Source organism: Isoptericola sp. NPDC056618 (assembly GCF_042792715.1).
Taxonomy (GTDB): Bacteria; Actinomycetota; Actinomycetes; order Actinomycetales; family Cellulomonadaceae; genus Isoptericola; species Isoptericola nanjingensis.
Genome location: NZ_JBHTVZ010000020.1, coordinates 17,270 through 30,847, shown reverse-complemented (window position 1 = coordinate 30,847; position 13,578 = coordinate 17,270). Strand labels below are relative to the sequence as shown.

The 13,578-nt window shown below is 74.9% G+C and carries 14 protein-coding genes; 9 read left to right on the top strand and 5 right to left on the bottom strand.

Features of this window, described 5'->3' with window-relative positions; genetic code table 11:
* Positions 1–24: 24 nt before the first annotated feature.
* Positions 25–510 (bottom strand): DUF4870 domain-containing protein, encoded by a 486-nt coding sequence (locus ACFQ8T_RS18685; protein ID WP_430547979.1) that lies wholly within the window; start codon positions 508–510, stop codon positions 25–27.
* 120 nt (positions 511–630) lie between these two features.
* On the opposite strand from ACFQ8T_RS18685, the gene ACFQ8T_RS18680 reads away from it, so the two are divergent.
* Entirely contained in the window at positions 631–1,206 is a 576-nt protein-coding gene (locus ACFQ8T_RS18680; RefSeq protein WP_430547978.1) for a DUF4282 domain-containing protein, read from the top strand.
* 9 nt (positions 1,207–1,215) lie between these two features.
* Here ACFQ8T_RS18680 and ACFQ8T_RS18675 read toward each other — a convergent pair whose 3' ends face one another.
* The 4 genes from ACFQ8T_RS18675 to ACFQ8T_RS18660 form a co-directional block, all read right to left on the bottom strand.
* Positions 1,216–2,097: a DUF3097 domain-containing protein gene (locus ACFQ8T_RS18675; protein ID WP_430547977.1), complete on the bottom strand. Its 882-nt coding sequence runs from the start codon at positions 2,095–2,097 to the stop codon at positions 1,216–1,218.
* Positions 2,098–2,247: 150 nt separating this feature from the next.
* Entirely contained in the window at positions 2,248–2,460 is a 213-nt protein-coding gene (locus ACFQ8T_RS18670; protein ID WP_430547976.1) for a hypothetical protein, read from the bottom strand.
* Between the two features lie 101 nt (positions 2,461–2,561).
* Complete coding sequence (locus ACFQ8T_RS18665; protein WP_430547975.1) at positions 2,562–5,399, bottom strand: ATP-binding protein; 2,838 nt, start codon at positions 5,397–5,399, stop codon at positions 2,562–2,564.
* A gap of 71 nt (positions 5,400–5,470) precedes the next feature.
* On the bottom strand, positions 5,471–5,668 hold the full coding sequence (locus tag ACFQ8T_RS18660; protein ID WP_430547974.1) for a hypothetical protein: 198 nt from the start codon (positions 5,666–5,668) through the stop codon (positions 5,471–5,473).
* Positions 5,669–5,918: 250 nt separating this feature from the next.
* Between ACFQ8T_RS18660 and ACFQ8T_RS18655 the strand changes: the two genes are divergently transcribed.
* The 8 genes from ACFQ8T_RS18655 (at position 5,919) to era (ending at position 13,499) form a co-directional block, all read left to right on the top strand.
* The gene (locus ACFQ8T_RS18655) at positions 5,919–7,031 is read left to right on the top strand and encodes an HrcA family transcriptional regulator (protein ID WP_430547973.1); all 1,113 of its coding nucleotides are present in this window, start codon (positions 5,919–5,921) and stop codon (positions 7,029–7,031) included.
* A 71-nt stretch (positions 7,032–7,102) separates the two neighbouring features.
* Positions 7,103–8,227 (top strand): molecular chaperone DnaJ, encoded by a 1,125-nt coding sequence (gene dnaJ, locus ACFQ8T_RS18650; protein WP_429764136.1) that lies wholly within the window; start codon positions 7,103–7,105, stop codon positions 8,225–8,227.
* A 42-nt stretch (positions 8,228–8,269) separates the two neighbouring features.
* A complete protein-coding gene (locus tag ACFQ8T_RS18645; RefSeq protein ID WP_430547972.1) occupies positions 8,270–9,049 on the top strand; it encodes a 16S rRNA (uracil(1498)-N(3))-methyltransferase in 780 nt (259 codons plus the stop codon).
* Positions 9,050–9,107: 58 nt separating this feature from the next.
* A complete protein-coding gene (locus ACFQ8T_RS18640) occupies positions 9,108–9,461 on the top strand; it encodes a histidine triad nucleotide-binding protein (RefSeq protein WP_429764140.1) in 354 nt (117 codons plus the stop codon).
* A 106-nt stretch (positions 9,462–9,567) separates the two neighbouring features.
* Positions 9,568–10,656 (top strand): PhoH family protein, encoded by a 1,089-nt coding sequence (locus ACFQ8T_RS18635; RefSeq protein WP_430547971.1) that lies wholly within the window; start codon positions 9,568–9,570, stop codon positions 10,654–10,656.
* Positions 10,653–11,105, top strand: coding sequence for an rRNA maturation RNase YbeY (gene ybeY, locus ACFQ8T_RS18630; protein ID WP_429764144.1), 453 nt, complete (start codon positions 10,653–10,655; stop codon positions 11,103–11,105). Before ACFQ8T_RS18635 ends, ybeY begins: the two co-directional genes overlap by 4 nt.
* Positions 11,106–11,133: 28 nt before the next feature.
* On the top strand, positions 11,134–12,513 hold the full coding sequence (locus ACFQ8T_RS18625; protein ID WP_430547970.1) for a hemolysin family protein: 1,380 nt from the start codon (positions 11,134–11,136) through the stop codon (positions 12,511–12,513).
* Positions 12,510–13,499 (top strand): GTPase Era, encoded by a 990-nt coding sequence (gene era, locus ACFQ8T_RS18620; protein WP_430547969.1) that lies wholly within the window; start codon positions 12,510–12,512, stop codon positions 13,497–13,499. Before ACFQ8T_RS18625 ends, era begins: the two co-directional genes overlap by 4 nt.
* Positions 13,500–13,578 lie beyond the last annotated feature (79 nt).

Below are 13,578 nucleotides of genomic sequence, written 5' to 3'. Positions count from 1 at the left end.
CTCGACTCCCGCGCGGCGGGTGGGTCAGGAGATCAGGCGGATGTTGAGCGGGTAGCGGTACGCCTCGTGGCGGTTGACGGCGACCGCGGCGAGGATCGCGAACACGATGGAGATGACCCACGCCGCGATCAGGATGAAGATCCCGACCAACGCGATGAGCAGGATCAGCCCGACGATGTACGCGATCAGCAGGGTGAGCTGGAAGTTCAGGGACTCCTTGGCCTGGTCCGCGACGTAGGCGCTCCGGTCGCGCAGGAACAGCCAGATCAGCAGCGGCACGAGGAATGGCAGGATCCCCGCGCTCAGGAGGGCCAGGATCGGCGGCCCGAGGTGCGCGACCATCGCCCAGGTGCGCTCGTCCGACGGCGAGAGGGGCTGCGGCCCGTACCCGTACGGGGGCTGGCCGCCGTAGGGCGGCTGGCCGGGCGGCGGGCCGCCGTAGGGTGGCTGGCCCGGGGGCGGACCCGCCGGTGGCTGCTGCGGCGGCGGTCCGTACGGCGGGGTGCTCATGGAGCCATCTTCGCGCATCTGCGGTGGTCACGTGCGGTGGCGGAGGCGTTCGGGTGCGGCCAGAGTGGGCGAAGGCGCCGACCCCGCCGGGTGCGTCGCCCGGACCACTCAGGAGGAACGATGAGCGAGAACACGCCGCAGCAGCCCGGCGACCCCCAGGAGCCGCCGCGTCAGCCGGGGTACCAGCCGCCGCCCGGCCAGCCCGCCCCGCAGCCGCCGTACGGGCACCAGCCGCCCGCCGGGCCGCCCCCGCACGGCGGTGAGCCGCCCTACGGGGACCAGCCGTACGCCTCGCCGCAGCAGCCGTACGAGGGGCGGATGCCCGACCCGGGTCTGTACCCGGGGTCCGAGTACCCGCCGGACCGGTCGGCGGGGCCGATCACGCCCCACGGCGAGGGCAGCGGCTTCCTCAGCGCGCTGTTCGACTACTCCTTCAGCCGGTACATCACGCCCAGCGTGGTGAAGGTCGTCTACATCATCGTCACGGTGCTGGTCGCGCTGGCGTGGCTGTCGGGCCTCGTCGCCACGTTCTCCCAGTCGATCTGGGGCGGGATCCTCTACCTCGTGTTCGGGTGGATCATCGCGCTCGTGTACCTGGCGCTCGCGCGCATCACGCTGGAGTTCTTCGTCGCCGTCATCTCGGTGTCGGAGAAGGTCAACGCCTACGCGGAGCGGGACGGCATCCGCACCCGCTGAGCGTCGCGGTCACGCCGTGACGAAGTCGATCAGCTCCTCGACCCGGCCCAGCAGGGCCGGGTCGAGGTCGCGGTAGTCCCGCACGGTCGCGAGGATCCGCTGCCACGCGCGGCCGACGTCCTCGGTGGACGACGCCGGCCAGCCCAGCTCGCGCAGGATGCCGCGCTTCCACTCCGTGCCCCGCTCGATGGTGGGCCACGACGCCAGACCCAGCCGCTCCGCCTTCACGGCCTGCCACACGTCGACGTACGGGTGGCCCAGCACCAGCACGGACCCGCGCGGCACCCGCCGCAGGGCGTCGTCGGCGAGGCGCCGCTCCTTCGAGCCGGGCACCAGGTGATCGACCAGCACGCCCACCCGCCGCTCCGGCGTCGGGGCGAACTCGTCGAGGGCGTCCGCGAGGTTGTCCACGCCGTCGAGCAGCTCGACCACGACGCCCTCGACGCGCAGGTCGTCGCCCCACACCTTCTCGACCAGCTCGGCGTCGTGCTTGCCCTCGACCCAGATGCGCGACCCGCGGGCCACCCGCGCGCGCTGGTCGTGCACCGCCACCGAGCCGGACGCCGTCCGGGTGGGCCGCGCGGGGGCGCGGGAGGTCACGGGAGCCGTCAGCTCCACCGGCTGCCCGTCCACCCAGAAGCCCGGGCCCAGCGGGAAGGACCGCGTGCGCCCGCGCCGGTCCTCCAGCACCACGAGGTGGATGCCGCCCGACTTCTCCACGCGCACCACGGCGCCCACCCAGCCCGTCGTGACCTCCTCGACCACGAGGCCGTGGTCGGCCGCGCGGGGCCGGGACACCGGCCGGCGGCGATGATGCGCGGAGCCGTCCGGCGCGCCCGGGGAGCGGGGGCCGGAGGAGGACAGGACGTCGGAGCCGTAGCGGTCGTGCACGGCCGTGAGCCTACGGTCGCGACCGCGGGGGAGCGGCGCCCGACACGCGCCGCGCGCCGCCCGGGTGGGACCGGACGGCGCGCGGTGGGGGTGCAGGGTGTGCGTGTCGGGGCGAGCGGGGGTCGGGTGTGACGCTGCTGCGTGCTCCGCTCACGCGTGGCGCGGTCGGTGCAGCGGTGCCACCGCGGGACGACGGCGGGGCTCCACCGGCTGCACCGGCTCCGCCGGTTCCGGGCCCGCGACGGCGTCCCGGAGCGCGCGGCGCGAGGCGCGGAGCTGGTGCGCCAGGCGGCGCAGCGCGACCTCGCGCTCGAGCTCCTCCTGACGGCGCTCGAAGAGCATGTCGTACACGTGCGGATCCATGATGTCCTCCAGCCGGGGTGTGGTGTCACGCCTAGGGAGGAGGGCGCACGGCCTCCCGTACACGACTGCTCAGGGCATGTGTACGGGTGCGTCGGGCGACGTCAGGAGGGGTCCTCGCGCGCCAGGAGCGCCGCCTCGGTGCGGCTGGACACGCCGAGCTTGCGCAGGATGGCGGAGACGTGCACCGACGCCGTCTTGCGGCTGATGAACAGCCGCTCGGCGATCTGCCCGTTCGTCAGGCCCTCGGCGACGAGAGCGAGCACCTGGCGCTCGCGGTCGGTGAGCGCGCGGTCGGGCTGCCGTGCGCGAGAGGCGCCGCGCGCGAGGCCCGCGCCGTCGAGGAGCGTGCGGGCCTGGTCGCCCACGAGGCCGCAGCCGATCGCGTCCGCGGCCTCGACCGCAGCGTCCAGCCGCTCCCGCGCCGCTGCACGGTCGCCGGCCTCGAGCAGGGACGCGCCGTCGCGGTACAGGGCGTACGGCCGCAGGTGCGCGGGTCCGTCCGCCGCGACGACCGCCTCCCACGACCCGTCGCCGAGCTCGGCGGCGAACAGCGCCGCCCACGTCGGGTAGGTCGGCCACAGGGTGCACGTCGCCAGCGCCGCGCGGTACGGCGCGACGTCGACATGCCGCCCGGACCTCCGGGCGCGGTCGAGCACGCGCGCGGCCACGGCGAGCGTCGTGAGCCGGTAGAACGGGCCCAGGGCGTCGGGGTCGACGGCGATCCGGACGAGGTCGAGCGCGTCGTCCAGGTCGTCGCGCAGGAGGGCGAGCTCGGCGAGCGTCGCCGAGACCCGCGCCCGGATCTGCTCCTCGACGCGGCCGAAGCGCTCCCAGGTCGTGCGGTGCACCCGTGCCCGGGACTGGGCGGCGTCGACGTCCCCGCGCCACATCGTGAGCCACGTCCACCGTTCGCCCAGGTACACGGCGTAGTCGCTGGGGTCGATGAGCGGGACGGACCGTGCGTACCAGGCCTCGGCGTCGGACCACCGGCCGGACCCGATCCATGCCTCTGCCACGTTGCCCTCGAGCATCGCGCGGGTGGCCCATCCGGCACCGAGGGCGCGGGCGATCTGCGCGCCCGACTCGGCGAGGTGCTCCGCCTCGGCGAACTGCCCGAGCTTGAGGCGGGTGTCGGACGCGTTCGTGTAGTAGTGGCACTGGGCCCGCCAGTCGTCGCCCGCCACCTCGTGGGACCGCTCGAGCTCGTCCAGCGCGTCGAGGTCTCCGCGGTCCAGGCGACTCATCGCGCGGAGGTTGAGAGCGAGCGAGGCGTTCTGGTGGTCGCCGACCGCCGTCGCGGCGGCGAGGGCGTCGCTCGCGGCCGCGATCGCCTCGGCGTGCCGGTGGTCCATCATCGCGTTGCGCGCCTTGAGCCGGAGCAACGGCGCCCGGCCCGCGTGGTCGTCCGGCGGCAGGAGCGCGAGCGCCTCGTCGAGCATCCGGTCCGAGCCCGGGTCGCCGGCCTTGCCGAGGATGTGGGCGAGGGTCGACAGCGCCTGCGCCCGCCCGGCGGGGTCGTCGGCGGGCCACTCCTCCACCGCCTCGCGGGCCAGCCCGGCCGCGCGCTCGATCTGCGCGGCGTCCTGGAGGGCGACGGACACGTGACGCAGGAGGGCGGCACGGTGCAGCCCGGCGACCCCTTCGGCGTCGGGCACCAGCTCCCAGAGCTCGAGGGCGCGTTCGCCCGCGGCGGCGACCACGGCCGAGGAGGCCTGCCCGTAGGTCTCGGGCACCGCGACGACCTCGACCGCCGAGGCGAGCGCGCGGTCCGGCAGGCGGGCGCGCCACCAGTGGTCGGCCGCGGCCGCGACCCGCGCGAGCGTGCGCTCGCCGTCCTCCAGCGCGCTCGCGCACGCCGCGTGCAGCCGGCGCGACTCGCCGGGCAGGAGCTCGGCGTCGACCGACTCCTGGATGAGCGCGTGGCGGAAGCGGTAGCCGTCGGCGTCCGCCACGAGCACGTGCGCGTCGACCGCCTCCCGGGCGGCGGGCTCGGCCTCGTCCAGGCCTCCCGCGCCGAGCATGGCGACGAGGAGCTCGTGCGGGGCCCGCTGGCCCGCGGCGGCGACGGTGCGGCAGAAGCGCTGGGCGGGGTCGCCCAGGGACGAGTAGCGCAGGAGCAGCAGCTCGCGCAGCGAGTCGGGCAGGGCGTCGCCGGCGAAGTCCGCCAGCTCCTCGGCGTAGAACGGCACGCCCTCGCTGCGCTCGACGAGCTCGCCGAGCACCGTGCCAGGGAGGTCCGGAGCGTCGGGCCGCCTCGAGACGAGCGAGGAGAACAGGCGCGTCGCCTCGGCGGCGTCGAGGCGCGGCACGTCGACGCGGGTCGCGAGCCGGGCCCGCTCCAGCTCGGCCAGGGTGGTGCGCAGGGGGTGGCGTCGCCCGACGTCGTCGCTGCGGTAGGTGGCGATCACGAGCAGGGTGGTGGCCGGTGCGGTGCGTGCGAGCCGGGCGAGAACCGTACGCGTCACGTCGTCCGACCAGTGCAGGTCCTCGAGGACGAGCACGACCGGGCGCTCGACGGCGAGCGCGGTCGTGAGGTCGGCCAGCACCTCCGGCAGGCGGCCGGTGTCGACGTCGCGCCGCACGTCCACGAGCCGGGGGGCGAGGAGCCCCAGCGCGTCGGCGGCGGGACCGGCCGCGGCGAGGGTCGCCTCCGGGCCGAGCGTGTCGACGACGTCGGACAGGACGCCGGTGAGCGCGGCGTAGGGGAGGGGGCCCGAGCCGGAGTCGGCGCACTGCCCGTGCAGCACGAGCGGCGCCGCCCCACCGTCGCGGACCTCCGCGAGGAACTCCGCCACGAGGCGGGTCTTGCCGATGCCCGCCTCGCCGCCGACGACGACCACGCCGCCGGAGCCGCCGCGGGCGCTCGCGTACGCCTCGCGCAGGGAGGTCAGCTCGGCGGCGCGGCCGACGAGCGGCGAGGGGGCGGTTCCGGTGGGCACGTCGCCATCGTGCCAGGCCGGACCGGGTGGCGCCGCGCTCGTGACGGTCGCCTCGGCGCCCGGCGTCGCGGTCACTGCGGCCAGGGCCGCACGAGGCCCGCGGGCAGCTCCCACGGGCGGCGGGCCGCCCGGCGGCGCCGGGCGGCCGTGCGGCGGTGTGCGCGGCGCGCCTCCCGGGCGGCGTTCCGTGCCGCCGCCTCGTGACGCACCGCCTCCTCGAGGTCCACCTGGCGGGCGCGGAACTCGTCGTAGTACAGGTACTCGTTCATCACCGGTCTCCTTCGCCGGGGCCGGGCGGCCTCCGGTGGTTCCACCCTCGGCTCCTGAGGTACCGGCGCGGATCGGTCAGGTGCCGGATCTTCGTGGGGCGGGGTACCTCAGACGGCCGCGGGGGTACCTCAGCCGGGGCGACGACCGCGGGCCCGGCGTGTCGGGGCCGGGTCCCCCGGACCTCCGGCGAGCCCGCGTAGGATGGCACTCGGGACATGAGAGTGCTAAGGACCCGACCCGAGGAGGACCGTGAGCGAGGAACGTCGCCTGGCCGTGCTCCGCGCGATCGTGGAGGACTACGTCCACACGCGCGAGCCCGTGGGGTCGCGCGTGCTCACGGAGCGGCACGGCCTCGGGGTCTCGCCCGCCACGATCCGCAACGACATGGCGGCGCTGGAGGAGGCGGGGTACATCGCCCAGCCGCACACGTCGGCCGGTCGTATCCCGACCGACAAGGGGTACCGCCTCTTCGTCGACCGGCTCGCGGAGGTGCGTCCGCTCACCAGCCCGCAGCGCCGGGCGATCGAGACGTTCCTGTCCGAGGCGATCGACATGGACGACGTGCTCGGACGCGCCGGGCGCCTCATCGCCCAGCTCACGGGGCAGGTCGCCGTGGTCCAGTACCCGTCGCTGCGGCTCGCGGGGCTCCGGCACCTCGAGCTCGTCCCCGTGGGAGGCGCGCGGCTGCTGGTCGTGGTGATCAGCGACGCCGGCCGGGTGGAGCAGCGCTTCCTCGACGTCGGCGTGGGCCCTGGTGCGGAGCCCGCGGTCGTCGCCGTGGACGCCCCGGCGGGGCCGGAGCCCGACCCCGGCGCCCTCGACGAGGGCACGCTGAGCGAGCTGCGCGCCCGCCTCAACGCCGCCGCGGCGGGCAAGGGGCTCGCGGACCTGCCCGGCGCCTTCGCGCGCGTGGTGGCCGGGGTGGACGCCGCTCTGGCCCCCCTGGCCCGCGGCATCGCCGACCTCGTGGTCGACACGCTCGGCGCGCAGCGCGAGGACCGCATCGTGCTCGCGGGCACCGCCAACCTCGCCCGGGCCGACATGCGGTTCGAGCAGGGGCTGAGCCCGGTCCTGGAGGCGCTCGAGGAGCAGGTCGTGCTGCTCGGGCTCCTCACGGAGCTGGCGGCCGAGCCGGTCACCCGGGTCGGCGGCGGGGTCGGCGGCGGGGTCGGCGTCCGCATCGGGCACGAGAACCGACTCGACGGCCTCGCCGAGACCTCCGTCGTCGCCTCCGGCTACGGCGGCGACGGCGACCCCGTGGCGATCCTGGGGTCCATCGGTCCCACCCGGATGGACTATCCGGGCACGATCGCCTCCGTCCGCGCCGTCGCCCGCTACCTGTCCCGGGTGCTGCCCGGCTGACCGCCCCGCGGCATCCTTGAACCCGCCGACCTGACCGTGCACGTCACCGACACGTCACCGAAGAGAGACCTGTGACCGACTACTACGAGATCCTGGGCGTCCCCCGCGACGCCTCGGCCGAGCAGATCAAGAAGTCGTACCGCAAGCTCGCCCGCGAGCTGCACCCCGACGTCGCCGGCGAGGCCGGCGAGGAACGTTTCAAGGACGTCGCCCGCGCCTACGAGGTGCTGTCCAACCCGGACAAGCGCCAGCAGTACGACATGGGCGTGGACCCCAGCTCTCCGTCGGGCGGCGCGGGCGCCGGCTTCGGCAACGGCTTCGGCTTCCAGGACATCTTCGAGACGTTCTTCGGGGGCGGCGGCCAGCCTGCCGGGCCCGTGCCGCGTGCCCGCCGCGGCCAGGACGCCCTCGTGCGGATGGACATCGACCTGGCCGAGGCGGCGTTCGGCGCCAAGCGCGAGCTCCAGGTCGACACCGCCGTCGTGTGCGGCACCTGCGGAGGCAACGGCTGCCGGCCCGGCACCGACCTCAAGACCTGCGACGTCTGCCACGGGCGCGGCAACGTGCAGCGCGTGGCGCGCTCCTTCCTCGGCCAGGTCATGACGACCGCGCCGTGCGCCGCCTGCCAGGGCTTCGGCACCGTCATCCCCGAGCCGTGCGCCGACTGCTCCGGCGAGGGTCGGGTGCGCTCGCGCCGCACGCTGACGGTCAACGTGCCCGCCGGCGTCGACACGGGCACGCGCATCAAGCTCACCGCGCAGGGCGAGGTCGGCCCCGGCGGCGGCCCGGCCGGCGACCTGTACGTCGAGATCCGCGAGAAGCCGCACGACACGTTCGTGCGCCGCGGCGACGACCTGCACTGCACCCTCCAGGTGCCGATGACGGCGGCCGCGCTCGGCACCGTGCTCGACCTCGAGACGCTGGACGGCGAGCAGGAGATCGACCTGCGGCCGGGTACCCAGCCGGGGCAGGTCGTCACCCTCAAGGGCCTGGGCGTCGGGCACCTGCACGCCGGGGGGCGCGGCGACCTCAACGTGCACGTCGAGGTCCAGGTGCCGACCGCCCTGGACGACGAGCAGACCGAGCTGCTGCGCTCGCTGGCCACGCTGCGCGGCGAGGAGCGGCCCGAGCCCCGCCTCTCCGCCGCCCACCCGGGCGTGTTCTCGCGGCTCCGGGACAAGCTGAGCGGTCGCTGACGTGGGCGCTGCACCGGGGGCCCCGCGGACAGGCGGGACGACGTGAGCGCGCCGGTCTTCCTCGCCGACGGCGGTGCGCTGGGCGCGCTCGGCCCGGGTGACGTCTACGTGCTGGACGGCGCAGAGGGGCGGCACGCGGGCGTCGTCCAGCGGCGCGGCCCGGGCGAGCGACTGGACGTGGTCGACGGCGCGGGCACCCGGCTGCGGTGCGTGGTCGACGCCGTCGCGGACGGCGAGGTGCGGCTGCGCGTCGACGAGGTCGTCTCCGAGCCGGCCTCCGGCGTCGTGCTGACCCTGGTCCAGGCCCTGGCGAAGGGGGACCGCGACGAGCTGGCCGTCGAGGCCGCGGTCGAGGTCGGCGTCGACGCGGTGGTGCCGTGGCAGGCCGACCGGTCCGTCGTCGTGTGGCGCGGGCAGCGGGCGGCGAAGTCGCGCGCCAAGTGGGTGGCGACCGTGCGGTCCGCGGTGAAGCAGGCGCGGCGCGCCTGCCTGCCGCCGGTGGCGGAGCCCGTCACCTCCCGTCAGCTCGCCGCGCGCGTGCGCGAGGTCGTCGCCGGCGGCGGGGCCACTGTCGTGCTGCACGAGGACGCCACGACGGCGCTCGCGGACGTCGCGCTCCCGGCGCCGGCGGCCGAGCCCGTCGAGACCCCGGCCCTGCTCGTCGTCGTCGGCCCGGAGGGCGGGATCTCCGACGCGGAGGTCGCCGCGTTCGAGGACGCGGGCGCCGTGACCGCTCGGCTCGGGCCGCACGTGCTGCGCACCTCGACGGCGGGGCCGGTCGCCGTCGCGCTGCTCAGCGAGCGCCTCGGCCGCTGGGCCTGACCGGACCCACGGCACACGATCACGGCAGGCGGTCCCGGCGCGCGGTAACGTCCGGGTCATGACGAGCGCGCCCAGCACCGACTGCCTGTTCTGCAAGATCGTCGCCGGCGACCTGCCGGCGGACGTGGTCGCCACCACCGACCGCGTGATCGCGTTCCGCGACATCGACCCGAAGGCGCCCGTGCACGTGCTGGTGGTGCCGAGGGAGCACCACGGCGACGTCGCGACGCTCGCCCAGGCGGACCCCGAGCTGCTGGCCGAGGTGGTCGCCATGGCCGACCGGGTGGCCGGCGACCTCGCGGACGGCCAGTACCGCTTCGTCTTCAACTCCGGCCCGCGCGCCGGGCAGAGCGTGTTCCACGTGCACGGCCACGTGCTCGCCGGCGCGCAGCTGGGGTGGACGCCCGCCTGAATTCGGCTGCCCCGTCCACGGCCGCTCGATAGACTCGAGTCCTCAGCCGTTCCTCGCACGTCCCTCGCACCGTCTTCCGAAGGAGGGCCCCGGCGGCAGCCGGCCCATGACATCGACACCCCACACCGCCCCCGGCGCGTCCGGCGCGCACGGCGAACGGTCCACCGAGCACCGCATCGTGGTGCCGCCGCACGTGCCGATGGTGGCGCTGCTGGGCAGCAGGGACTCCGTGCTGCGGGCCGTCGAGGACGGCTTCCCCGGCGTCGACGTGCACGCCCGCGGCAACGAGATCGTCGTCAGCGGCCCGGCCGGCGACGTGGCCCTGGTCTCCCGCCTCCTCGACGAGCTGGTCGAGGTGGTGGAGTCGGGCACCCCGCTGACGCCCGAGGTGGTGGCGCGGTCGGTGCAGATGCTCACGGCGGCGTCCGTGCAGCGACCGGCCGAGGTCCTGACCTTCAACATCCTCTCCAACCGCGGCCGCACGATCCGCCCGAAGACGGTGGGGCAGAAGCGCTACGTCGAGGCGATCGACGCCAACACGATCACGTTCGGCATCGGCCCGGCGGGCACCGGCAAGACCTACCTCGCGATGGCCAAGGCCGTGCAGGCGCTGCAGGCCAAGCGGGTCAACCGCATCGTGCTCACGCGCCCGGCCGTCGAGGCGGGGGAGAAGCTCGGCTACCTGCCGGGGTCGCTGAGCGACAAGATCGACCCGTACCTGCGCCCGCTGTACGACGCGCTGCACGACATGATGGACCCTGACGCCATCCCGCGGCTCATCGAGGCGGGCACGATCGAGGTGGCGCCGCTGGCCTACATGCGCGGAAGAAGCTTGAACGATTCTTTTATCATCCTTGACGAGGCGCAGAACACCTCCGCCGAGCAGATGAAGATGTTCCTCACGCGCCTGGGGTTCGGCTCCACGATGGTCATCACGGGCGACGCCACGCAGGTCGACCTCCCCGGCGGGACGACGTCGGGCCTTCGGGTGGTCGAGGACATCCTCACCGGCGTCGACGACGTCGAGTTCTGCAGGCTGACCTCGGCGGACGTCGTGCGGCACCGGCTGGTGAGCGACATCATCGACGCGTACGCGCGCTGGGACGTCGCCACGGCGCGCCCGGACCAGGGCAGGCAGGGACAGGGTCAGGGACGGCAGGGCCGCGGCCCGCAGGAGCGAGGGGCACGCCGGTGAGCATCGAGGTCGCGAACGAGTCCGGGGTCGAGGTGGACGAGGCGGAGTTCGCCGCGCTCGGACGGTTCGTGCTGGACACCCTGCACGTGCACCCCCGCAGCGAGCTGTCGATCATGTTCGTCGACACGACCGTGATGACCGAGCTGCACGTGCAGTGGATGGACGAGCCGGGCCCCACCGACGTGCTCTCCTTCCCCATGGACGAGCTGCGGCCGGGACGCGAGGGCGAGGAGACGCCGCCGGGCACGCTCGGCGACGTCGTGCTCTGCCCGGAGGTGGCGGCCCAGCAGGCGAAGGTCGCCGGGCACTCCACGGCCGAGGAGCTGCTGCTGCTCACCACGCACGGCATCCTGCACCTGCTCGGATACGACCACGCCGAGCCGGAGGAGGAGAAGGAGATGTTCGCGCTGCAGCGCCGCCTCCTGCTCACCTTCCTCGCCGGCCGGTGAGCGCGACGACGGACCGGACGGTGGCCTGATGGACGGACCGGAGCTGCTGCTGGCGCTCGTGGCGCTGGTCGCCCTGGCCCTGGCGGGGATGCTGTCCGCCGGCGAGGCCGCGGTGCTGCGGATCACGCGCACGTCGGTCGCGGACGCGGTGATCGAGGCGGAGACGGCGGAGGACCTCACGGCCACGGCCCGCCGGACACGGTTGACCCGGCTGCGCGCGGTGCAGGGCCTCGTCGTCGACCCGCCCGCGGCGGTCGCGGCGTTCGCGCTGGTGCGGGTGGTCGCCGAGACCGTCGCGCTCGCGGCGGCGACGCTGATGATCGCCGACTGGTTCGACACCTGGTGGCAGGTGCTGCTCGTGGCCGGCGTGGTGGGCCTGGTGGCGGGCGTCGTCTTCGTGCGGCTCAGCCCGCGTGCGCTCGGCCTGCGCCGGCCGCTGCCCGTGCTCCTCGCGCTCGCCGGCCCGCTGTCCGCCGTGCACCGCGCCGCGGCCTGGCTCACGGACCGGACCTCGGAGCGCGCCGCGGGGCGCGTCCCCGAGCGCGACGGCGAGCACGACCCCGGCGAGGACGCGCTGCGCGAGGTCGCCGAGCGGGTCCGGGACAACGAGGCAATCGAGGACGCCGAGCGCGAGCTCATCCGCTCGGTCGTCGAGCTGGGCGGCACGCTGACCCGGGAGGTCATGGTGCCGCGCACCGACATGGTGACGGTCACGGCGGCGACGCCGCTGCGCAAGGCGATGCGCCTCTTCCTCCGCTCGGGGTACTCGCGCGTGCCCGTCGTCGGGGAGGAGGTGGACGACCTCCTGGGCGTCGCCTACCTCAAGGACGTCGCCCGCGTGCTCGAGAACGAGCGCGCGGCCGCGGAGCGGCCGGTGGTCGAGGTCGCCCGCGACGCCGTCTTCGTGCCGGAGTCGAAGCCCGCGGACGAGCTGCTCCGCGAGATGCAGGCCTCCCGTTCGCACATCGCCGTCGTGGTCGACGAGTACGGGGGCATCGCCGGGCTCGTCACCGTCGAGGACGTCATCGAGGAGCTCGTCGGCGAGCTGACCGACGAGCACGACACCGCCCCGGAGCTCGAGCCGGAGGACCTGGGCGACGGCACGTTCCTCGTCTCCGCGCGGATGCCCGTCGACGAGCTCGGCGAGCTGTTCGACCTGCGGCTCGACGACGACGACGTGGACACCGCGGGCGGCCTGATCGCCAAGGCCCTCGGCAAGGTGCCGCTGACGGGCGCGACGGCCGACGTCGGGGGGCTGCACCTCGTGGCCGACCGCGTCGAGGGCCGCCGCAAGCAGCTCGCCACGCTCCGGGTGCGCCGCACGACCTCCTCCTCGCACGACGAGGACGACCCAGCAGCGGGTGGCGAGCACGCCACGCCGCCAGACCAGAAGGAAGCACACGCATGACCTCCGAGCGCCACCATCCCTCCGTCGTCACCCCGCACGAGGAGCCGGACACCCACCGGTCGGGCTTCGCCTGTCTCGTGGGGCGGCCCAACGTCGGCAAGTCGACGCTCACCAACGCGTTGGTGGGGGAGAAGGTCGCGATCATGTCCGCGCGGCCCCAGACCACGCGGCACACGATCCGCGGCATCGTGCACCGCGACGACGCGCAGCTCGTGCTCGTCGACACGCCGGGCCTGCACCGCCCGCGCACGCTCCTCGGCGAGCGGCTCAACGCGCTCGTGCAGGACACGCTCGGTGAGGTCGACGTCATCGCGTTCTGCCTGCCGGCCGACCAGAAGATCGGCCCCGGCGACCGGTACATCGCCTCGCAGCTCGCCCCCCTGATGGAGGGCCGCCGGGCGGTCCCCGTCGTCGCCGTCGTGACGAAGTCCGACCTCGTGGACCGCGGGCGTCTCGCCGAGCACCTCCTGGCGGTCGACGAGCTCGCCCGGTCGGTCGACCGGGACTGGTCGGCGATCGTGCCCGTGTCCGCGCGAGACGGCTACCAGGTGGACGAGCTGACCGACGTCCTCGTGGCGCACCTGCCCGCCGGGCCCGAGCTCTACCCGGGCGGCGAGCTCACCGACGAGCCCGAGCAGGTCATGGTCGCCGAGCTGGTGCGCGAGGCCGCGCTCGAGGGCGTCCGCGACGAGCTGCCGCACTCGCTGGCCGTCGTCGTCGAGGAGATCCTCGAGCGTGAGGGCAGCGGCGACCCAGACAAGGGGAAGCCGCCGCTGCTGGACGTCCGCGTCAACCTGTTCGTGGAGCGCGACAGCCAGAAGGCGATCGTCATCGGCAAGGGCGGGTCGCGGCTGCGCGAGGTCGGCACCAATGCCCGCAAGGGCATCGAGAAGCTGCTCGGCACGCGCGTGTACCTCGACCTGCACGTCAAGGTGGCCAAGGACTGGCAGCGCGACCCCAAGCAGCTGCAGCGCCTCGGGTTCTGACGCCGCGGCGGGGTCCGCCGGCCTCGCGGGGGACGTCCCCCGAGGTCGCGGGGGAAATCCTTGCCGTGCGCGGGGACGG